The 20,519-nt window shown below is 54.1% G+C and carries 25 protein-coding genes and 1 tRNA gene; 5 read left to right on the top strand and 21 right to left on the bottom strand.

What is annotated here, in order from left to right; genetic code table 11:
• Positions 1-335: 335 nt before the first annotated feature.
• From HKD28_RS14085 to HKD28_RS14070, 4 genes are read right to left on the bottom strand one after another with little or no spacing between them, the layout of a single operon-like run.
• Positions 336-755, bottom strand: a complete 420-nt coding sequence (locus tag HKD28_RS14085; RefSeq protein WP_194268865.1) for a hypothetical protein — start codon at positions 753-755, stop codon at positions 336-338.
• Entirely contained in the window at positions 745-2,031 is a 1,287-nt protein-coding gene (locus HKD28_RS14080) for an MFS transporter (RefSeq protein ID WP_194268864.1), read from the bottom strand. Before HKD28_RS14080 ends, HKD28_RS14085 begins: the two co-directional genes overlap by 11 nt.
• Positions 2,028-2,828: a deaminated glutathione amidase gene (locus HKD28_RS14075; RefSeq protein ID WP_194268863.1), complete on the bottom strand. Its 801-nt coding sequence runs from the start codon at positions 2,826-2,828 to the stop codon at positions 2,028-2,030. The genes HKD28_RS14080 and HKD28_RS14075 overlap by 4 nt, the downstream gene beginning before the upstream one ends.
• A 15-nt stretch (positions 2,829-2,843) precedes the next feature.
• Complete coding sequence (locus tag HKD28_RS14070) at positions 2,844-4,991, bottom strand: TonB-dependent receptor (protein WP_328750677.1); 2,148 nt, start codon at positions 4,989-4,991, stop codon at positions 2,844-2,846.
• A 305-nt stretch (positions 4,992-5,296) separates the two neighbouring features.
• Here HKD28_RS14070 and HKD28_RS14065 point away from each other — a divergent pair, with 305 nt between their 5' ends.
• Positions 5,297-6,664, top strand: coding sequence for an aminotransferase-like domain-containing protein (locus tag HKD28_RS14065; protein ID WP_194268861.1), 1,368 nt, complete (start codon positions 5,297-5,299; stop codon positions 6,662-6,664).
• A gap of 200 nt (positions 6,665-6,864) precedes the next feature.
• Here HKD28_RS14065 and HKD28_RS14060 read toward each other — a convergent pair whose 3' ends face one another.
• Together HKD28_RS14060 and HKD28_RS14055 are read right to left on the bottom strand one after the other, a co-directional pair.
• Positions 6,865-9,708, bottom strand: coding sequence for a hypothetical protein (locus tag HKD28_RS14060; protein WP_194268860.1), 2,844 nt, complete (start codon positions 9,706-9,708; stop codon positions 6,865-6,867).
• 295 nt (positions 9,709-10,003) lie between these two features.
• A complete protein-coding gene (locus tag HKD28_RS14055) occupies positions 10,004-10,840 on the bottom strand; it encodes an N-formylglutamate amidohydrolase (RefSeq protein WP_194268859.1) in 837 nt (278 codons plus the stop codon).
• A gap of 74 nt (positions 10,841-10,914) precedes the next feature.
• Here HKD28_RS14055 and HKD28_RS14050 point away from each other — a divergent pair.
• Positions 10,915-10,989 (top strand) — tRNA-Val (locus HKD28_RS14050).
• A gap of 171 nt (positions 10,990-11,160) precedes the next feature.
• On the opposite strand, the gene HKD28_RS14045 is transcribed toward HKD28_RS14050, so the two are convergent.
• The 15 genes from HKD28_RS14045 to HKD28_RS13980 all read right to left on the bottom strand — a co-directional run bounded on the left by HKD28_RS14045 (position 11,161) and on the right by HKD28_RS13980 (position 19,229).
• Complete coding sequence (locus tag HKD28_RS14045; RefSeq protein ID WP_194268858.1) at positions 11,161-12,261, bottom strand: tyrosine-type recombinase/integrase; 1,101 nt, start codon at positions 12,259-12,261, stop codon at positions 11,161-11,163.
• 186 nt (positions 12,262-12,447) lie between these two features.
• The gene (locus HKD28_RS14040; protein ID WP_194268857.1) at positions 12,448-12,627 is read right to left on the bottom strand and encodes a hypothetical protein; all 180 of its coding nucleotides are present in this window, start codon (positions 12,625-12,627) and stop codon (positions 12,448-12,450) included.
• Positions 12,624-12,800 (bottom strand): hypothetical protein, encoded by a 177-nt coding sequence (locus HKD28_RS14035; protein ID WP_194268856.1) that lies wholly within the window; start codon positions 12,798-12,800, stop codon positions 12,624-12,626. Before HKD28_RS14035 ends, HKD28_RS14040 begins: the two co-directional genes overlap by 4 nt.
• Entirely contained in the window at positions 12,797-13,561 is a 765-nt protein-coding gene (locus tag HKD28_RS14030; RefSeq protein WP_194268855.1) for a hypothetical protein, read from the bottom strand. Before HKD28_RS14030 ends, HKD28_RS14035 begins: the two co-directional genes overlap by 4 nt.
• Entirely contained in the window at positions 13,561-14,175 is a 615-nt protein-coding gene (locus HKD28_RS14025; RefSeq protein WP_194268854.1) for a hypothetical protein, read from the bottom strand. The genes HKD28_RS14030 and HKD28_RS14025 overlap by 1 nt, the downstream gene beginning before the upstream one ends.
• Complete coding sequence (locus tag HKD28_RS15950; protein WP_268898566.1) at positions 14,172-14,294, bottom strand: hypothetical protein; 123 nt, start codon at positions 14,292-14,294, stop codon at positions 14,172-14,174. The genes HKD28_RS14025 and HKD28_RS15950 overlap by 4 nt, the downstream gene beginning before the upstream one ends.
• Complete coding sequence (locus tag HKD28_RS14020) at positions 14,294-14,467, bottom strand: hypothetical protein (protein WP_194268853.1); 174 nt, start codon at positions 14,465-14,467, stop codon at positions 14,294-14,296. Before HKD28_RS14020 ends, HKD28_RS15950 begins: the two co-directional genes overlap by 1 nt.
• Positions 14,464-15,138: a hypothetical protein gene (locus HKD28_RS14015; protein WP_194268852.1), complete on the bottom strand. Its 675-nt coding sequence runs from the start codon at positions 15,136-15,138 to the stop codon at positions 14,464-14,466. Before HKD28_RS14015 ends, HKD28_RS14020 begins: the two co-directional genes overlap by 4 nt.
• Positions 15,138-15,833 (bottom strand): lambda exonuclease family protein, encoded by a 696-nt coding sequence (locus tag HKD28_RS14010; RefSeq protein WP_194268851.1) that lies wholly within the window; start codon positions 15,831-15,833, stop codon positions 15,138-15,140. The genes HKD28_RS14015 and HKD28_RS14010 overlap by 1 nt, the downstream gene beginning before the upstream one ends.
• Entirely contained in the window at positions 15,830-16,120 is a 291-nt protein-coding gene (locus tag HKD28_RS14005) for a hypothetical protein (RefSeq protein WP_194268850.1), read from the bottom strand. The genes HKD28_RS14010 and HKD28_RS14005 overlap by 4 nt, the downstream gene beginning before the upstream one ends.
• Before the next feature lie 30 nt (positions 16,121-16,150).
• On the bottom strand, positions 16,151-16,360 hold the full coding sequence (locus HKD28_RS14000) for a hypothetical protein (RefSeq protein ID WP_062446852.1): 210 nt from the start codon (positions 16,358-16,360) through the stop codon (positions 16,151-16,153).
• Complete coding sequence (locus HKD28_RS13995) at positions 16,360-16,587, bottom strand: hypothetical protein (RefSeq protein ID WP_194268849.1); 228 nt, start codon at positions 16,585-16,587, stop codon at positions 16,360-16,362. The genes HKD28_RS14000 and HKD28_RS13995 overlap by 1 nt, the downstream gene beginning before the upstream one ends.
• Positions 16,588-16,957: 370 nt before the next feature.
• The gene (locus HKD28_RS13990; RefSeq protein WP_194268848.1) at positions 16,958-17,506 is read right to left on the bottom strand and encodes a hypothetical protein; all 549 of its coding nucleotides are present in this window, start codon (positions 17,504-17,506) and stop codon (positions 16,958-16,960) included.
• Positions 17,507-17,563: 57 nt separating this feature from the next.
• On the bottom strand, positions 17,564-18,514 hold the full coding sequence (locus tag HKD28_RS13985; protein ID WP_194268847.1) for a hypothetical protein: 951 nt from the start codon (positions 18,512-18,514) through the stop codon (positions 17,564-17,566).
• A 7-nt stretch (positions 18,515-18,521) separates the two neighbouring features.
• On the bottom strand, positions 18,522-19,229 hold the full coding sequence (locus tag HKD28_RS13980; RefSeq protein ID WP_235993509.1) for a LexA family transcriptional regulator: 708 nt from the start codon (positions 19,227-19,229) through the stop codon (positions 18,522-18,524).
• An 89-nt stretch (positions 19,230-19,318) separates the two neighbouring features.
• Between HKD28_RS13980 and HKD28_RS13975 the strand changes: the two genes are divergently transcribed.
• The 3 genes from HKD28_RS13975 to HKD28_RS13965 all read left to right on the top strand — a co-directional run bounded on the left by HKD28_RS13975 (position 19,319) and on the right by HKD28_RS13965 (position 20,519).
• Positions 19,319-19,543, top strand: a complete 225-nt coding sequence (locus tag HKD28_RS13975) for a helix-turn-helix domain-containing protein (RefSeq protein WP_194268846.1) — start codon at positions 19,319-19,321, stop codon at positions 19,541-19,543.
• Positions 19,536-19,925, top strand: a complete 390-nt coding sequence (locus HKD28_RS13970) for a hypothetical protein (protein WP_194268845.1) — start codon at positions 19,536-19,538, stop codon at positions 19,923-19,925. Before HKD28_RS13975 ends, HKD28_RS13970 begins: the two co-directional genes overlap by 8 nt.
• 75 nt (positions 19,926-20,000) lie before the next feature.
• Positions 20,001-20,519, top strand: coding sequence for a hypothetical protein (locus HKD28_RS13965; RefSeq protein ID WP_194268844.1), 519 nt, complete (start codon positions 20,001-20,003; stop codon positions 20,517-20,519).

Genomic DNA, 20,519 nt, shown 5'->3' with positions numbered 1-20,519 from the left:
TGACTGCATTCCCTTTATGAGAAACACTTGATTTTCATAACATAACAGAATTTTCAATATTCTGAATCAAAGAGATTAAAGAAGCGTTGATTGTGTCCTAGACGCCTGGTTTTACGGTATGCCGGATTGATTGATGGTTCTAGGTAATGACTTTTTACTCTGCGTTTGCCGCGACGTTGTATGGCAATCTCCGTTAGAAGAGCTGTTTTTTCATGCTGTCTAATACTGTCCTTGCGCTTTCGCGCCTACCGGGCGCCACAAACCCTTATGAAACTGCTTTTCTGGCATGCTTTCATAGTTTTGGGAAATGCGATCTTTCCTCCAATCGATAAAGCTTAATTCTGGCGGATAAACAGTTCTTCATAAGATCGAGAGCGCCCTTCCGGAGATTTTCCGACTCCCCAGCGCCAGAGATTTTTTGCATCGTCTGAAAAACGCCAATATGCCGCTACGACAACGTCGTCTCCAAGCATCTCCAAAATTTCGAATTCCCGTTCCGAGATCTGGCGAACACGTACACTGTCAAACCGTGCACTCCCCCGCAGTGGGCTGCTTTCTCCGGTCAGGGGCGTATCATAGTCGAGCATTTTGACAGGCTGGCTTTTATCAGTATTGTTTTCCGAGTGATAAATCAGCCGCCCGTCTTGAAAATTGAGCCAAAGGCGTAAGCTCATATCGGGAGGAAATTTTCCATCGCTCCATGAAGAAGAGGCATTTTCAATCATCCATACACCATTGAAAATTTCAGACATCATACGATTCCCGTGAAGTATTACTTGAAGATGTATTCTGGCATTCATCGATCTGCCCGAAATATCCTGTCAGCAGACAGCACACTGCTCCGAGCACACCGAGTAGACACGGTAAAAGCAATGCATTGGGCCAGCTCAGCCCAGTTTTAAGAAGATGAGCCGTCAGAACTGGCACAACACCCGCAGCGAGATTCCCGCAGAATCCAGCCCACCCAACGACCACGGCAGCATGATGACGGGTCAGTTCCTGTGCCAGAGTCCAGATCGACACCTGACACGGACCAAGAGCTGCCAACGCGGCGCAAAGCAACACTACCGAGGCGATAGTCCCGTGACAGAGGGCCGCAGCTTCCAAAGACAGCGCACTTGTTACGGCTCCTGCAGCACCAAACAGCACCCTGGCCTGAAAAACCGATCCTGTTCGCGCATAGATCCGATCGCTGACAAAGCCACTGGTGACAACCGAACCGTAAAGACAGAACCAGGGCAAACTAAATACCCAGCCCATCTCCCGGTAAGACAGATGACGTGCCGAGAGAAGATATTGAGGTAATGTCACATGATAAAAGGACTGAACTGCCAGCATGCACAAATAAAAGCCGCCGATAGCCCAGAAGCCTCCTGATGTGGCAAGTTGATATACAACATGTTTGTCGGGAAGGAGTGCTGGCGTGTCTTCCCGATGACGGTACGGACCATCGCGAAACAGCAACAGCCACACGACGCTCAGGACTGCGCCAAAGCATCCGAAAACGAACAGGCACCGCTGCCAGCCGAACATCAGCGTCGTTTCGGTCGTCAGGGGGCCGGCGAGAGTGGACCCCAGATACAGGGCACCAAGTAATACGGCATTGCCACGTGATCGCCGCTCAGGAGCAAACCAGTCATGCACCGCCACAACACTCGCGCTCCAGTCCGGCGCCTGGAATGCCCCCATCGCCATGCGTAGCACCAGAAAAGATACAAAACCGGCTGAAAGCGGCATAAGCATCGTTGTTAAGGACCACAACAGACATGCCATTCCCAGCGCGCGGCGCGGCCCCAGCCGATGTACCAGCCATCCGCTAGGCAGCTGCATGACCGCATAGCTCCAGGACAGAGCGGAAATCACTAGAGAAATATGCACATAATCGAGCCCCAACGTCTGTCCGATACGCGGAGCAGCGAGCGCGAAGCTGTTCTTGTCGAGTGCCATCATCAGGTTGACCGGAACCACAAGACCAACCAACGCCAACCATGGACGCAGACCATCTCGCTTGGACGTCAGTTCTGAAGTCATGCGTCGGCCGAAACGGGCGCCAGTACAGGCGCCGTAAACCGCAGGTTCTCTAAAACGGGCAGGATACGACGCGCATGAGTAATGCGCTCCCGGTGCAATGTCGCAAAACCAAGCGCTGGTCCCTCACCCAAAGCCAGTGTCACGACACCAAGCGGATCTACCACCATACTGGCAGCAATATTGCGCGGACCACATTCTCCAACAGCCACGACATAACAGGTATTTTCAAGCGCCCTTGCTACGGCCATAACTTCCCAGTGACGTTCCTTGGATGGCCCCCTCACCCAGGCAGCCGGCAGGAGGAGAACCTCTGCGCCTTCCAGCGCTAGATGGCGGGCCAACTCGGGGAAGCGGACATCGTAGCAGGTCATCAGACCCACCCGCATGCCAGCAATGTCCAGAACCGGTGGCAGTTCTACGCCGGGAGACGTTCTTTGGGACTCTTTCATATTGAAAGCATCGTAAAGATGTAGCTTGCGATACAGCGCAATAAAGGCACCATCCTTCATAACGAAATGCGTATTGAAAAAACGCCCCTGCCCGTCCGGAACATTCACGCATCCTGCCACGGCGATCCCGTAGCTTGCCTGTTTCAACCCTTCCATGAAGGGCCCATCAAGGGGCTGGGCGGTCCGAGGCATGATTTCCGGATCGTTGATATCGCGGGCCAAGATACCCTCAGGCAGAAGCAGGAGGTCGGCATCTTCCGTTTTTGAACGTTCAATCAGTTCCAGACACTGCTTCTGATTGGTTTCCCAGTCCGCAGCGACTGCAAATTGTCCCAATGCGACTTTCATGATCACAGTCCCCTCTTAAAAACCGTAACTCAGACGGCCGCCAATAAAACGCGGTGCTCCGGGTACATGCTGATATGTCGTGCTCTGCGATGAGGACGTGATGCTGTAGTGCCGGTCGAGAAGATTCGTGACGTAGATCGTGGCATTCCAGCCCTGTTTCTTGTTCCCGATGGTGACATATGTCCCCATCAGGAAATATGGCGGAAGCCTGTAGGCACCCGTCCCGCCGATCGTCATCGCCTGTGAATCCCGGTAATTACCATTTACGCCCAGATCCGTAGACAGGCCGTAGGGCAGATTGGCGCGATAGGCGATGCTGCCACTCAGCGTCAGTTTCGGAATACCGAGATCAGCCCCACGATAATCCGTATAAAACGACTTATAAACTCCGGTCGCGACCCGGTTGGCGTTCACGGCTGGTGTATTGAGCGCATAAAAGGATGTGTAGGAACCGCGCTCATATCCCATGTTACCATTGATATAGATGTGGGATACCGGATGGGCCTCGGCACTGATTTCAATACCCCAGATTGCCGAATGGGGAACATTCACATACGTCCCAAGCGGACCGTAATTGTTCAGCAGGAAACTCGAAACGACCTGCTGATTATGGTAGTCATAATAGAATGCTGCACCGTTGAGGCGCAATTTTCCTGGCAGGGGTTCACTCTTGAAACCCACTTCATACGCCACGAGGGATTCTGGCTTGAACGCCTTAAGCTGCGCCTGCGCAACCGTGTTGTTGGCAGCAAACCCACCGGGCTTGAACCCCTTGCTGACCTTGAAATAGGTTTGCAGATGTTCTGTCAGCTGTGCCTGGATCCCAAGTAACCCACCCAGTTGGTTCGTTAGCGCCCCTTCAGGGGCGAAGTCTAAAGTGTTCACACCGTATTTGATCGTTTTGAAATTTAGAAGCTGGCGATCATCCGACATGTGGTTCAGGCCACCAAACACCGTAATGATTTTCGTAAGATCGTAGTTCACCTTCACATACTGCGAAAACGCCTGCTGGTTCTGATCGTACGCGCTTTCTGAAATATATCCGCGCCCCTGATAATCGCTAAAATTGTTATAAAACTGCTGTTGCATACGGGAGCGATTGTAATAGGCGCCTACTGTCCAGTGCAGTTTTCCTGGTAAGGTGGAAACCAGTTTCAGTTCCTGCGAAAAGACGTCGCCATTCACATTTCGATAAACGTCGCCAGTCGCAAGTTCTGTACCGTCCTCATCCGAGTATTCGCCCTGACGCTCTGTTTCGAACGCCGAAATGGATTCCAGACGTGCAAAACCCAATTCACGGCTGATCCGGAAATCCGCACCCCAGAAAATATTATCTTCAGACGGTTTCAGACTTTCGGGACGCCCAACAAGTTTTGCAAAACCGGGCTGAATTCCCCAGGCCGTCTGGCGGTAGCCGGAGAATTTCGGATATTTCTGCCACGCTGGCGCAAGGTTGATGACCGGATTGCCATTGACCAGTTCAGACAGATCCCGCGTCCAGTGTCCTCCCAAGGCAATGACCGTCTTATCGTCAGGTGTCCATTTCAGTTTGGCGCGAAGCGAGGTCTGGTTCTGGTCGCCGAGATGCGCCCCATTCAACGGGTTATACTGCCATCCCCCGCCTTGTGTTGTCTGTGCTGCAACTCTGAACGATAGATTCTTGGCGAGTGGACCGGAAATAAAGCCACTTGTCCGCGAACGCGCATAACTGGCGATATCCTGGGTAATATTCCCGTGCCAGTCAGACGTAGGATCATTCGACTGTAGAGAAACCTCACCACCCGTATCTGGCATGCCATGAGTAAAGCCCATCGGGCCCGGCGCAATATCCACATTTGCGATATCGAACATCATGCCATCCGTCATGGACGAAAACGGATAAGCTATTCCATCAAGATAAACCATGACGGATGAGACGTTGTTCTCATAATAATCATCCATCCCAACGCCCCGCAGGTGATAGTTGATGCTCTGCGTACCCTTCAGGGATTGTACTGTGAGATTTGGCGCTAAATTCTGAAGATCGGTCACGGACACAACCCGCCGTTCCAGCAGGGTTTGAGCCGAAATCCGTGTATTGGAATCAGGCTGACGCTGCGCCTGGGCAAATGCAAAAAAATGCCGTCCCTCCACTTGAAGGCTTTCGGCCTGGGATGCCTGCACCGCAGTTCTTTTCTTTGGCGCCACCAGTGGGGTAGCTTTGCCCGCAAGATGGGCTTTGAAGCGCTTCGTATGTGGGATCGACGTCTCCGCCAACGCAGTCGGCATGTAAATGAGACATGCGGTTCCGCAGAGAAGAACTGCTCCGGCCGAAAGGGGGCGTCTCTGCCTGAATGAAGAAGGCATGCTCATCATGTCTTTTCGATCCGTGTTCTAAAAAGGGTCGGCAACGAAATGATTAAGAGGCCTTCACTCCTCTGGCGCAAATGATATTACGTTATTGGACATTTATTTGCTGGAATCACGATATGGAAGAGTTTAATCCGGAGTGGTTTGTAAACCGCCTGCATGACCGCTCTGCGCGGGGTCTCGCACGGCAGATTTCCGCCCTGATACAGAGTGGAACACTGCCGGTGGGGACACGTCTGCCCTCAATCCGGGATCTGGCTTTCGGTCTGGGTATCAGTCCCGCTACCGTCTCCATCGCCTGGACCGACCTGCGGAAAAGGGGAATTATTGCCGGGCGTGGCCGACGCGGAATGCATGTGTGCAATATGTTTCTCTCGCCCCGCCCTGTCAGGCGCACGGCAAGTCTCAGCTCTGAAAATGTCAGCCTCAATCTGACGTCCTATACGCCAGATCCTGGCCGCCTGCCCCATCTCTCCGATGCGTTCGAGGCACTGACCTCTATTCCCAACCTTAATACTTATAACGACGAAACGATTTCTCCGGCTCTTCGCGCGATCTGTGCCGCGCACTGGCCCTATCCGGCCGAGGATTTCATGGCGACCAATGGTGCCTACAGCGCTTTGTTCGACACCATGCAGGCGCTCATTCCTCCAGGATCCACTGTGGCGGTTCAGGATCCTGCTCCCATGCGAATTCTCGATATTCTTGATTACCTGAGTACCTCGATCCTCCCGCTGCAAAGTGATACCGACGGCATTCTCCCCGCATCGTTGGCACAGGCTCTGGCTAGAAATCCGACGGCACTATATCTGCAGCCCAATATCAATGCTATTACAGGTCAGCGTATGTCGCGCGCGCGCCTGCACGAACTTGCCCAGATCCTCAGAACATCTCCCTCGACATGGATCATCGAAGACGACGCTTTTCCGTGGTTTTCGGACGTGCTGGCAGAAAGCATTGGAGTATGGCTTGGTCCACGCGTCATCCATGTGCGCTCGCTCTCCAAGATTTTGGGACCAGACCTGCGGCTGGGCATCGTCTCCGCGTCATCCATGATTATTCGTGAAATCCAAGCCTATCGCAGCTTTGGTCCCGTCTGGACCAGTCGTCTGTTGCAGACTGTCGCCGCCCGACTTCTGGAGAATGAGAAAACTCACCAAACCATCCACGGAAACTATCGCCATCATCAGGAACAACGCCATGAAATGACCTCTGCTCTCCGCCACAATGGCATCGACATCCCTACCGGAGAAGGTTTCAGTTTCTGGATTCCTGTTCTGAATGATGAGGCCGCCTGTGCTTCTCTTGCTTCGCAAAACATCCGGGTTTCGGCTGGCCACCAATGTTCCTTATTGGCACCCTCTCATATCCGCTTCTCGATTTCTCACCTCTCCGGCGATTTCGAACGCATCGCGGCTGCATTACAGCAAGCCGCGAGAAAAACGGCGTCTCCCGGTGAACAAAGCGATCCGAAACCAGTGTGGTGAGCTGGCTGTTTGTAGAATGATATTATTTCAGTGGAAACGTGATCCTATGAGCCGCCCTATGCCGGGTCGTCGATAAGGAGGACGATACGAATGATCGCTCCCCGCCTCCGACCCGGACTGAACTTCAGAAGGGCGGAAAATATGAAGTCTCTAAAGCTAGCATTTCTTTAAGCGTATCTCGGTTTTGCAACAAAAAAAAATCAGAAGACGGAGCCACCGAATTCCCCAATGTAATATGTCGTCGCAGGCAGACTTTCGCTGTCCAGAACAATGGCGATATGTGTTGCAAAGGACGGAGCCCCCCCCGCACCTGCAAGCGAGATATCATTTTCGCCTGTGCCTGCCGATGGCAGCCCCAAATAAGCACACGCAAAACCAGCTTCCATCCATTGGGTGCAACCCTGTTTTGGAATTCTGAAATCCGCTTCACCCGCGAACAGATCGCGCGCACCAAAGTTCGGCCTCCCGAAGCTGTCATAACCCACAATCGACACGTAAAACGCTCGCGCATAGAGAGGAAAGACATCATCCGAGTAGGCTGCTGACTGCGAATTCGTTGAAAGAACCTTACCAGTCTGTGTCAGATCGTAGGGAAACAGGCACTGGATATTAAAAAAACCTGACTGATAACGATCAATCGGGATACAGAGCACGACGCGGTCGTTCCGACTGTTACCCTGGGTCGTGACCGCCAGCGCGGCAGGATTGCCGTTGACGGTATAGGCCGTGCTCATGGCGACTGACGCGCCATCCGATACCCATTGGGAGACCGCATCGGCATTGTCGGAGTACAGGCCGCCAGCCAGTCCAATCCCATCCCGGCACAATACGGACTTGGACTGCGGAATAAACTTTCCTGACAGTCCCAGTCGATCGGAAGTCCCGTTGATAAACGTCCCGATATTAGGGTTTCCGGTATTCAGCATGTTAAACGTCTTGATCGACCCGGCGCCATAAGCTGCCCGACCATCCGCACTTGTCAGATTGTAAAGCTGGGTCCCGTAAAAACAGATCTGTGAAAGGTTCTGTTCCATCCAGACCGGTGGCGTCTTATAGGTCGCCGAATTTCCGGCCAGCAGGATCATCCCGCCAAACCATCCCAAGTATCCGCTTCCGGTACAGTGAAACAGCGGTTTGTTCTCAGTCTGAGGTCCCCACATTTCGCAATGCACACCATGCATCTCGATGCGGCCGGTGTTCTGGATGACGATCTGGTCCGAATAATCCAGAGACGTTCCATAAAATGTGATTTCAGCCCCGCCCGGATTGAACACAATTCCTGTCGAATTTCCAAGACTGCCGCCGTACCAGCGGAAATTCTCGCCCGCATTGACGCTGCCCGCCAGGAACTGGACCGCATATAATGCAGAGGACGTTACGGAGCAGTTCCAGTATTCAGCGAGATAAGCCCCGTTACGCCAGTCAATCCCAACACCGAACCCCTGTATGGAAAGATCCTTGAAGTTGTGGATCGTGCCGTCCGTGTTCTGAAATGAATTATAAAATAAGCCCGTCAGGCCAGCATTACCCGTCGGCCCAAGGATCGTAAGACCTTCGATCAGGACATTATTCGAATAGTGCTCCAAGGCACCATCACGTGTCGAAAGAACTGCGCAGTTCCACCGCAATGCCTTGACGGAGACGCTCGTAACGCGAACATTGATATAACCCGAAACCGAAATGGTCAGCCACGCGCTCCCAGCTTCTGCTACATTGAATGCAAACGAAATCTCGCCTTCAACTGCTGGATCTGCCCAGCCGGTGTCTTTGAATACATAATTATTCCAGGGATTATTTCCAGACCCTGGACCATTCGCACTGAACGAAACCCCGACATTCCCCGGCTGTCCGTTTCCATTCGCATAAGATGCCCCGAGCGTAACCTCGTACTTGACGTCCAGCGTATAATTTCCGGCCGGCAACGTAAGCTTCTGGCCAAACTGCCCATAATGGCCGGTGGAGTTTGACATGGCGACCGCAGTTGTAATAGACGCCGCGCCATCAGAGATCTGGTACGTGCCGTCGCCCCCCGTCCCCGTCAGCAGTTTCGTGATCGTCGTCCCCGAAGCGAGCGTGTTGTCAATGTCATAAACCACAGAACCCACAGCCAGCCCAGGACTTCCTGAAAACCCGCTCACGGTCATAACACCGCCCGAGACTGTCCCGGTCCAGGCTCCATGGGCAGCCGGATCGGTAAATATAGCTGCACCGGTCGTAAAGGTTGCATCTGTGATCTGCATTGCCGGGTAGATCGTGGCGTTAGACCAACCTGCACCGCTTGTATCGGAGAACGTACCGTTTGTCACAAAATCCTGGCTGTCAGCGGCGGTTTCCAACGCCGTGAAATCGAAAGTTGATCCACCGAACGACCCGAATGTAGTGCCCGGAATCCAGACAAGCGGTTTGTCATCGGAGGCAACCGCACTGTTGCACATCATATAGGCCCGCTTTGGGCCGGAAACGCCATATCCCGAGAGCGAGGCAGCCTGAATCGCCAGCCAGTCCATTTCCTGTGATAGGCTATAAGCTTTGGGGAAAACCGTTTGCAGATCGGCCAGTGTGGCAAACATCGTTGAAGCCGGGTGCGAGGTGCCATCCCCGATTGCACCGTACCAAGCCGGATCCACCCCGCCCTGAAAAACGCGGCGATAGGTTCCGGCGCCCGCCGTCGCAATGACGACACCTCCATCCGCCACAAGCCCATCAGATGCCAGAAGAAAAATTCCAGCAGCCCCTCGCGTCTGGGTCGTCCCGTCCCACGATGTCAGTGTAACCGCAACAGGGGCAGTCTTAAGCGCCCTGAACTGCATTACCGAAGACACCTGCGCCCGACTACTGGCCGCCAGCACATCCGTAACGCTCACACCATCGAGCGTACTGAGTGCATCAAGCGCACCGGACTGAATTGATTGGTTGATGGACTGTCCGCCATCTGCATCAACCTTATTACCAAACGCGCTGGCAATCTGAGGTGATTTGACCAAGCCGATCACATCTGGCGTATCTGTTGCGGATCCCCAGAGTGGCGTAAAATTCTGGACCATCACAAGTCTCCATTACTCAATTTTATGAGGGTTTTGAGGTCAAGAAAAACGACGTCTGTCCTAGACGTGACTATTCTTGACCTCTCTCCAGTTTGATCCGGTGATAATCCACAATGACCCATACCGACCCGCCTCATCGGTACAGACAGCGCTTAGTGTTTCCAGTGGAGAAACGCACTTTGCTTCATCGACGGAAACAGCCTGGAAGCGGCAATATGGCGATAACCAAACCAAACTGCGCGCACCAAGAAAAATGATCCGTCAAGGCGGGATGAACAGGGCGATCCCTATGAATTTACAAGGTCCAGCCCGATATGGCGGCGAGAAAACGCCGCATATTTTTCTTTGTTTCCATAAAGCCGCTTCCCGGCTCAAGGGTCGCGCTGTTCAGATAAAGAGAGCGGCAGATTTCTATCTGAACAGCATGTATTTTTTCTTCCGGTCTTCCATAATGCTGCGTAATATAGCCTCCCGAATATGGAAAATTTCTACGAACCGAACAATTACTATATTTTATTTCGGTCTCTATTTTGTCAATTATCTCTTTACTGGAGCTTTTTCCGTGTACGTCTCCAAGTACAATATCGCCTGAACGCGCATAAGGTAATTTCGGCATCGAGTGCATATCGAGAAGGATTGCGTATCCAAAGCGCAGACGTGCCTCTTCCAAAAGCGCCCCAAGAGCTTCATGGTAAGGAAGCCACGCTGTAGCAATTCTTTTTCTTAATTCGGAAAGTTGCAAGGAATGCCCGTAGATTTGGCGTCCCTGCGAAATACACCGCGGAATCACTCCAAATCCAGCCTGTACCTTGGCGCTTAACAGAACCTCGTCTTCAGGAGGCGTGGGAGCAAACATCTCCGGATCAACCTCGCGCCAGTCTCTATTCACATCGCACCAGGCGCGGGAAAAGTTTGCGCTCAACAAAGTCGCTCCGAAATCAGGGGCATCCTCCAGCAACTGATCCATGAAGCGATCTTCAATCCGCTGGAGCTCAAAAAGAGACAGGGATGCACTGCCAAGAAAATCAGAAGGATAATAGCGTCCTGAATGCGGAGAGGATACAATGACAGGAGTGGCGTTATTCCGCGGATAATCTACCTTGAACGACGTTAGAGGCGAAGGAATTTTCATAATTTTCCATATTCCGCCTCAAAGGGGGTTGCAAGGCTTAGCGGACACCGTTAAAAGCCACCTCACCGGACCGGGGGCGCATAGCTCAGCGGTAGAGCACTACCTTGACATGGTAGGGGTCACAGGTTCAATCCCTGTTGCGCCCACCACTCGGTCCGGTGAAAAACTCCCCAAAATCAGTCGCTTAGTGCCGAATTTTCAGGCAAACGATCTTAACCCGTCAGTTCAAGTTTGTTCATATTAATGCGCTTAGCGACATTATGATGTGTGCAAAACTGGTGCAGGTGCTGCGGGGCCAGCGATCTCGTGCGAATCGCATCCTACTGGATCCCCAGCCATTCCAGAATTTCATCTCGATAGGCGTCCGGCATCACTTTGGCGTAGCGCGTGACCGTCGTGATGTTGCCCCATCCGCCGTCAGCCTTAAGGCGCATCAGATCCTTGTGCAGGCAGTATTGCCAGCTTGCCCATGTGTGACGGGCATCGTGAGGAGTGACGTCTGGCACAAATACGCTCTTCGGCTTCTCTTGCCCCACGGGCGTCCAGACGCGCATGTGTCCTGGCAGACCCGCTTTGCGGCAAGCCACCGACCATCCAGACTTGATCTGGCCGCCACTCGTTCGGCCGTTTCCAGAATAAGCCTCTCCGATCTCCCTGCCCTGCCCGTTTCTTGATTTCCTCGCGCGAACGGGACGAAATACGCGCCCATCCCGCTTCGGCAGAGAAGCCAGCGACGCACAGACGCGTGGCGGCAGATCGATATGCCGCTCGTTTCCTTGCTTCTGCCAAACGACGGCCCGCCCTCCTCTCAGATCCACGCAGGCCCAGTCAAGCTCAAGAGCCTCTGACATGCGTGCGCCCGTGCCGAACAAGAATACCAGAAGCGGCTTCAGGTGAGGCGCAGCATTGTCGATCAGGCGCCTCACTTGCTCCGGGCGGAGATAGACCGTTCGACCAACCGGAATGCGAGGCTTATCGAACGCAGGCCGGTCGCACCATTGGCGGATCGCTGCAAACTCCAGCACCGACCGAAGGGGCGTTAAAACTGAACGGACCTTCGTGGCCGGACTAGCTTGGGCACCATCTCGCAAAACCACTTTGTACGCTTCATCAAGCGCAGTCTGATTGATGTCCGCCAGACGCGTCATTCCGAAGTAATTAAGCAGTCGCAAGAGGTATGCCTTTGTCGCATCAGACCTCGGCTCGGCCTCAACATACGCCGCTACGGCATGGGAGAAAGTGACGACGGCCTTTTTGCCATAGACGCTTTCCGTCCATAGCTGGGCTTCGCGTTTCGCCCGGTATTCTTCTGCCCTTTGGGGGTCAGAAGTTCCTGTGCTTTCAAAAATGCGCTTTCCGTTGAGGGAGCCGCGGAGATAGAGCGTGTTGGATGATGATCGTTTGACGACCTTGATTTGCATTCTAGGCTCAGTACCAGTCGGTTAAAATCGGCATGAAGAAAGATGATACGCTTGCCCCACCTGCGGTGGGTTGGGCCGCCATCGTATTCTTTGACATCGCGCAGATGATAGATAAGGCGCGTTCGGCCGATCCGGCCCTTGAGCCTCTCGAGAACGTCTTTCAGGGTGAGTGTGTTTTGCAGGGCCTCACTCATCGCGCTCTCCCTGACGGACTATGGTCCAGCCCATGCGGTTCAGTTCGTACAGAACGCGGTCAACTCGCTCGCCTGGAGAAACGCTATGCTTCTCTTTGCGAGCCATACCCTGCCGCTGAAGGGCTTCGAGCACATCGCACTTTATTTCTGCGTTTCTTATTACGTCACTCATCCCATTTTCTCCGGGTCCATGGCTGCATCAATCGCCGCGCGGAATGAGGCGCGCCAGTTTCCGCCTCGGACGTCCCATTCCACGCTTTTGGTGGAATCATTCCATCTTGATCGGGCGCGGGCGCAGTTCTGGTCAAACCAGTCCAGGCGCTCCGTATCCTCCCGCCCGTTCATGCCGGGTCTCCTGCGGGCTCTTCACACCAAAAACCACAATCCGGCGCAGAAATGAGTGATTGCTGCTCCGTCTGGGCGGGCAGCTCGTCCAGAAAGATGCGCTCTTTGTGGATCTCCACAAGTCGAGCCCCTAGAGCGCGGGAAGTCTGCGCTCGGGCCACAAATACCTTGGGGTCAATGCGCCGAACCAAATCCCAATAAGCCGGGCTCGTTGCCTTGACGCATCCACGACAGTTCGCATTTGGATATCCCAAAGCATACGCTTCAGGCAGCCGGATGCCTTCTTTTTCAAGAAGTTCAAAACAGCCCCGTTTCTTGAGGCCATACATGGCCAGAATAGGAATGACGTTGCTGCGTTCCGTCAATTTAAACCGCTGGAAACGATCATTCTCATCGGCTGTAAATCCGAGAATGTGCCAGTCTGCATGATTGTTTTTTTCCCATCCGTACCGGGCATTCTTCTTGAGTTCTAAAGTGCAGCGCGCTCCGCGTGGCCCAGACATGAACCGCGTCTTATCCCAAACCGCTTGAGCGGAATTTTCCGGCCACTTGGGGTTGGTGACGGTCTCAATCTTGATGCCAATCCAGTTTTCCACTTCCTGCCGAAACCGCTGGTTATCCGCCCCTTCTTCCAATACTGGCGTGTTCAGAACACGAATAGTCGCTATGTTTCCATACTGCTGGATTGCCATCTTGGCAGCGACTGCTGATGCCGCGCCGCATGAAAACCAGACTGCAATGGTTTGCCCTTCTTCTACCATCACACCCCTCCCTCGCGTGTGAGGGAGGCGCGGTGACGTTCGGCCATTCCTCCAAGTTCCTCGGCGGCATGTTTTCTCCAGTCACTTCCGTAAGCGAGAACAAACGGAAGTAAGAAGAAGATGACCTCCGCCTGTTCGTCTTCTGCCCGATGTCGGATTTCCATCCCGTCAGTCCGCAACGCTCTGGCAATCGTGATGCACTCGAAACACATGCGCCCCAGAACCTCCCGAAGTGGATCGGTCAGATTTTCTGGAAGATATCGACTGCGCAGACGTCCGTTCTCTGCCTCCAACTCCGCAATCCGTACTGCCTGTGCGGCGACGTTAGCGGGGTGCGTGTAGAGAGGGTGTACGTCTTCATAACGACTTGACGGCTTCGAGCTGGAGTACCGCCACCCTCCACGGTCGTCATCATCCTCTTCGTCGTAATAATGCCACGCAACCGGCTCCTGCCCCTCCGCATCCTTCCGGCGCTGTTCCGCCGCGCCATCTTCAAAGCATTTCCGGGCGTAACGCGCCAATTTCGGCAGGTCGTGCGAGGACAAGCCAAGAGCGCGCATGATTTCTAGAGCCGTTGCTTCGCCATATTCACGCTTCTGTTCGGTCTGGCTCATCGGTAGTGCCCCATGTCATCGCGGTCGGGATTGAAGTCGTCATGATCGTTCGTGAGCCAGCGCCACAGGTCACGAATTGAGCGCGCCGCGAACAGGATCGGGCGGAATAGATTGGGCATCACGCGCTCCACTTCTCAGCATTCAGCAGGCCGCACTCGCGGCGGATTTCGCTGTCGTCATGTCGGAGGTCTGAGAGGCACGGCAGGGCCGCTGCACGCTCGATCCACTCCATGAGGAGGGAGCGCGCAATCACGTCGCTCAGGTCCTCGTTGATTTCGCGGGGATGGGTCATGCCCATTCGCCCTGATCAGCAGTTTTGGTAGCCGTGGTCAGGTCTTCGACGCGTTGGCCCAATGCAGCCTTCAGTCTGTCTGCAAGTTCGGGTCGCGATTTCTCAAGGCGCTGAAGGTTCTTCATGAACCCGTCTGAAGATGTTCCGGCCTCAAGATCCTCAATGCGGTTTACCGCGGCAATCATGGAGATCTGCCGGTCGGTCCATTCGGCGGCCTTGCCCTCGGCGGGGTTATTGCGCGGAGCTGAATATTCTCCGCGGTCTTGTGGGGTCTGCACGTCTACAATAAGCGGCTGGACATTGTAGAGACCACGCCGCCCTCGCGTGGTGATCAGAGATACCGAGCGCGGTTGGTCGATGTGAGACATGTGGCTGATGCGAACACCGCCGACTTCTTGCCCGCTGTATTGCACCTGCGCATCGCGGAAGACGGTCATGGATTTACCGACAGCTTTGGTGGCATCCTGCCCCCAGATTTCCGCAATAACCCGGCGCATGGATTTGCAGGGGCGGAAAGATTTCTTCCCACTGCCCTCATAGAAAAAAAGGACAGGCTGATCAGCGGACCCTTTGGTGACGCGATTAATCGTAATCGTCATCGGGCCGGACACGAGATCATCCGCATTGAGCTGGTCGCTTTTGGCGATAATAGTGGGGGCAAGGTCAATCATCAGACCACGAGCTCCATTTCATTGAAGACGCGCCGTTCCGTATCCAGGAACCGCAGATCAGGGCTTTTCAGGGCTGTTTCGTATTCAGCGCGCTTGGCTGCGATCTCGCCTTCAAAGGCCATCGCGGCATCAATCAGCGCGTCCTGCATCACTGGATCCGGATAGACACGGCGGATCATCATCTTGCCGCCGCCCATGGCCGGGAAGCTGATGAAGTCGAGCCACTTCCGGCCGGATACCAGCAAGCCGGTCTGGATCTGAGCCATGTATTCGGCCGGGACGTCCCCACCGCAGATCACGCCGAACTGCAGGCCGTGAGCGCGTGACTTGCATTCGAGCAGGCCATCGTCACCAACCAGGCCGTCTGGTGAGTATCCGAGCGTAAAGCCGAACCGGTCCTCGGTCATAAAGCCAACCTCAGACACCGGGGCGATGTTCTGGGCGTAGAGTAGCTTGGCCTCGATCTCGTCTTCATGACCGCGCTGCATCGCGAAGGTCTGAGGCACTTCCTCAACCACGCCACTGATGCGTTGCGCCAGAAGATCCAGAACTAGTCGGCGCGCGGTCTCGTTCTTGGCGGCCTTCCCGGTCGGGGTCAGCAGCTTGCCGATCACGCTTGCCGTCAGAACGCCGCAACGTGCCTGCAGCCATTCGTCCGTGCCCTGCTCAAGGTCGGTGTAGACGCGGAGTGTCATGCCACCCCCCGCGTTTCCATCATGATGAAGGCCAGACCGGCATGCACCGCGCCGAGCGTCCGCATGACCTGCTTCACGTCGGGGCGTTCGTAGATCCCGTTCAGGCGGGTCAGCGCCGACGTCTTCACGTCCCGAGCCACACGACGGTCATTCTCCAGCGGCGCGATAATCGCCTGATTGCTGTGGTAAGTGATCAGGCTCTCAAGGTTCAGGATCTCCCGCCGTACCGCAGGCGGAAAGAACTCCAGTTCACCAGACACACCTCGGGCGTTTGCTGTTTCACGCATTTCAGAAATTCCTGTCGTTTACTGCTGGTGTCAGTCGGTGGTTACTTGGGCCACGAAGTCATTCAGGCGCTTTTCCACCCGGTCGATTTCGGCGGTTCGCTCATCCCGCAATGCCCGCTCTGCCCTCGTCCCGTGCAGGAAATTGGCCTGCTGACGCTGTTCTTTGAGATATTCCCAGACCGGAGCCAGATCCTTGCAGGCCTGATCATAAGAGACCGGGCGTGTGAGTGTTGCTGACATCACGCATCCTCCATCATCGAGATGGTGATGCGCTGATCTGCGATCTGATCCTCAAGGGTCAGTAGTTCGGAAAGCTGATCGTCGTTCGGATCTTCCAGAACGTCGATCGCGTCATACGCAGCCTGCAATCCGCGCAGATAATCGTATTCGTCGTCCAGAGCCGTGTTGCCAGCGCCGTAGCGGGCATCAAACGCACTCTGTGAGAAATTGTCAGGCAGGTTCGCCATTGTGGTTCTCCCTCGCCGCTTCGTGCGGTGTGGGAGAACCTTATGGCCGTTATGGCCAGTTCGTCAATGTTTATTTGGCCATGTTGGCCATATCTTTTATGGCCATCCATTTCCACCAAAAGAAACCCGGCTCTCACTAGGTCTCTGTCAGCTCACCGGTTGGGACGGTTCCTGCATGGGTGGCGGACCCTCACCCGGTGGCGGGTATGGATTTGGGTGCGGAGGTCCGGGAGGACTTGGCGGCGGCACTGGGGGCTGGCCGCAGGCTGTTCGAATGTCGGGCATTGTCGTCTCCATTGGCGGGTGACGATTATTCAAAGCCGTTCTGGGATGTGAGTTTCCTGGGAAGATGCTTTCAACGACTTGAGCGTCAGAATTTTCCTGCAAGGAATTGCCATTCCCAAGCGGCATCTTGAGAGCGGATGAGACCACTGTCACCGGTGAAGGGACTATGCAAGCTTTCTTCTAGATTGCCGCGCCGTATCTCGCATCTTTTTGTGTCGTTAATATCTGTGAGAAGAATAGCAAGATAGGTGTCTATCGTAACCCTCTCGCGAAGATTCTGGATTTTCTCGTAGTCACTTAATACTGCTGCGCCGTTTCGATCGCCCTCGTCGCAAATTTTCACCTCAATAACTGCTAAGGGATTGCCATCGCAATTATAAATTGCGATATCGGCGCGCTTGCTTCCCATGCTGGAAATATCTTTTGAACTAACCTCATTCCCCAGTTCTTGCACTATTCTGAGGTAGTCTCGTTCAACATGAGCAGCGAGGCCGTCTCGCTCGAACAAAGCTATTGCTATCCGCGCGCTGACAAATTCTTCTCTGACCTCATTGTCGTATTTGAGCCTCGCCATTTTGACGTAATAATTCACGGCCTCAGCGCCATACTCTGCAATTCTCTGGCTAAGATCCATGTCGGACATCCCTTTTGAGCTGATCGCATCAAAAAACCCGGCCGGAGCCGGGTGGGGTTAGTTTTTTTTCTCAATCGCTTGAGGAGCCAGCCTTTCAATAGCTAACTCAGCCACTGATGGAGGTATTCTTCCTCGCAGGTACTTTGCAAACTTTCCCTGCCCCAAGTAATCTTCTTGAAGCCATCTCCGATATTCACCTAAAGATTCAAGCGGGTAGCAATTTGCGATCTGAGGGTTCGATTTAGCTTGCGGGTGATCGTCAGGATATCTATGAGGAAATTTTTCTCGATCCCCATATCGTTTAGCTAAGCCATTCGCATCCCAATAGGATGCCCAGCCCTTCCCAATAGAAATATCAACGACCATTTTTTCACCGATTTCAGCACCGGCCATAATGAGTTCATAAATTATCGGATGTGCTTCATTAAAAATACTGAAAAAGCCTGCTGGAGCGCTTTGGTGGTTCAGTTCAATGCGCTCATGCCACTTACGAAATCTTTGTTGTCCGGTCGGGTCATATCCGACTTTACTGTAAATGAGTTCTTGAAGAGCTTTTCCAGCCAAGATCCGAAAATTATCCCGCGCTTTGTCTCGTGGTTTAGCTGCATCAAACGCATAGTATTCTAACACAGCAAGACATATTGGCGCTGGATATGCATGTATAGTGCGAGATCCATCGACTATTTCGATATGCGCATTTTTATAATCAATCCCAGATTTATCCAAAATCTCTTTTATCCGGGCAACACGAGGTTTGAGAGGATCTTCATTCCATTCATGGCTAATAGTACGGATATGCAGGTTTTCAATATCAACGAGCCTTGCAAGCCCCCTCCCAGTTAGAAAAGGCGTTCCGTCACGAAGGACACCCATTCCAATGCCATCAATTTCAGCTTGGAGTTCAATGCCGAGGTCTAAATCATGTTGATTTTGCCCGAGTTCCTGACGGGCTATATTTCGTGGCATCGCCTTGATAACGTTATTTTTTTTGCCGAGTCCTTCGCTCATCCTACCCTCACTTCCAAGTCCACTTCCCAACGACGCGGCCGTTGATCCGCACATCATCGAGAGCCAATTCGTAGGCCGGATATGCGGGGTTGATGCTCATGATCCTGATGCGCTTAGGCTCTGATCCCATCACGACTTCCACACGCTTCAAGACAACGCCCAGACCATCCCAGAGCACATAGACGCCAGCCGGTGACGGGGTAGTGTGCCCAGTGTCGACCAGGATGCGATCTCCGGCGCAGTAATCCGGCTCCATGCTGTCGCCGGCCACACGGATAATCGTCAGTTTTGAAGGATCAGAGATGAACGCGCTCACAAGTGTGCGCGGAAAGCTCCAGTGATCTATGGGCTGCTGATGCTCTACGATATCTGAAACCACAGCACCCATGCCAGCTTGTGGACTGACGTCGATCTCAGGAACGTTGAGGCTGTTTTCGTTCTGCTGCGGCTCATCAAGTCCGAGAGCTATGCGTTCCAGATCTTCGTCTGCATCGTCTCTAATTGGAGACCCGATTTCGGCCAGAACATCGAGGCGCCCGACCTTCAGCGCATACGCTAGAGGCTTGGCAAACTGCGGCGATACTCCCCGTTTCCCCTTATCAATTTTATTGTAAGTGGAAGGGTCCATGCTCGCCATGCGTGCGACTTCAGCGGCACGCATCCCGCGCATCAAACGAAGCTCTTGAACGCGGCTCTCAGGTATCTCGTTAGTCATGTGTCCAGTCTGGCCATATCTGGCATAAAAAATATATGGCCATGATGGCCGTTAATGATTGACGTTCTGGCCATTGCGGCCATACGTTCATGGCCATGACCCTTGACGAATACCGACGCCAAGAAGGCGTTACCGTCTCGGATCTCGCCGATGCTATTGGCGTGACCGGGCCCCATCGCATCAGGACCGTATATCGGTATCTGAAGCATGAGCGCACTCCAGCACTCCCAGTAATCCAGCGCATCTCAGAATTCACGGCGGGGAAAGTCACGTTCAATGACTTCCTGCCCGCAAAGGAGCCAGCCAATGCCTGACCTCCTCACCTTCAAGATCAGATCAGAGTTTCCCGAGGGACTTCTTGAGGAGCTTTGCAATCTCATCGCGCGCCGTATTGACGATATCGTCTCGGTTGTTCTCGCGAATGTGCTCAAAGACCTCACGGCGTGTCCCAGCCTCGAAACCGCAGGCCTCGCAAAAGACGAGATCGTCGTTCGATGGCTCCGTCCCCAAGATCTTGATGGAAAGGTTCTCTCCGCATTTCGGGTACTTGGGCGTGACATGCATGAAGGGCGCATTTTCGGACATGGTTCATCCTCTGTATTGTCAGATGGTGAAAGCGGGGACTCGGTTGCCGCCGATCCCCGCAATGACGCTACGCCTGATACTTCCGTGAAGGGAGTCCGGGACGATGCTTGATTTCGCTTCTATTGCCTTCTGCGCCCTCTCCTTTGCCGCGTTCATCCGAGCTCACTTCGCCGGGAGGGTCGCACAATGACGGTGCGCCACGACTGGACACCTCACCTTCCCGAGGTCGAGGCGATGCTCCGAGCCGGGAAGACCCGCCGCGAGATCGCTACTCAACTCGGGTTGAAGGAAACCTCCCTCTCCTCGATGATTGGCCGTCATGGCCTTGCGGGCCTGTCGCCGAACGGCAGCGCAACGGGTGGCTCGTCTCCGCAGAACACGCATAATCGCATCGACTGGGACCCGCTGATGCCGACGCTCCTTGAGATGATGGAGCGCAATGAAAGCGCTGGCACCATTGCGAAGGCCCTGGGTGTTTCGCCTGCCTCCCTGTCGGCCGCGATGGAACGCCATGCTCCGAAAGCGCTCCGGGCCAGATGGAAGAAAGCCCGTCAGGAAGCGACGCATCCCAAGAAGGAGCGTGCCGAGCCGGTCCTACGGGGGCCGCTTGAGCCGTTTTCGGACGTCTCGTGGCGTGCGTTGTTCGGCGGTCATGCGCCTCCTGTTCCGGACTGTGCGTTCGGTCGGGACCGCGGGCTGCACTGA

It is taken from the genome of Gluconobacter cadivus (genome assembly GCF_015244745.1).
GTDB lineage: Bacteria > Pseudomonadota > Alphaproteobacteria > Acetobacterales > Acetobacteraceae > Gluconobacter > Gluconobacter cadivus.
The sequence above is the reverse complement of the archived record's forward strand: the minus strand, read 5'-3'. Positions and strand labels throughout refer to the sequence as shown.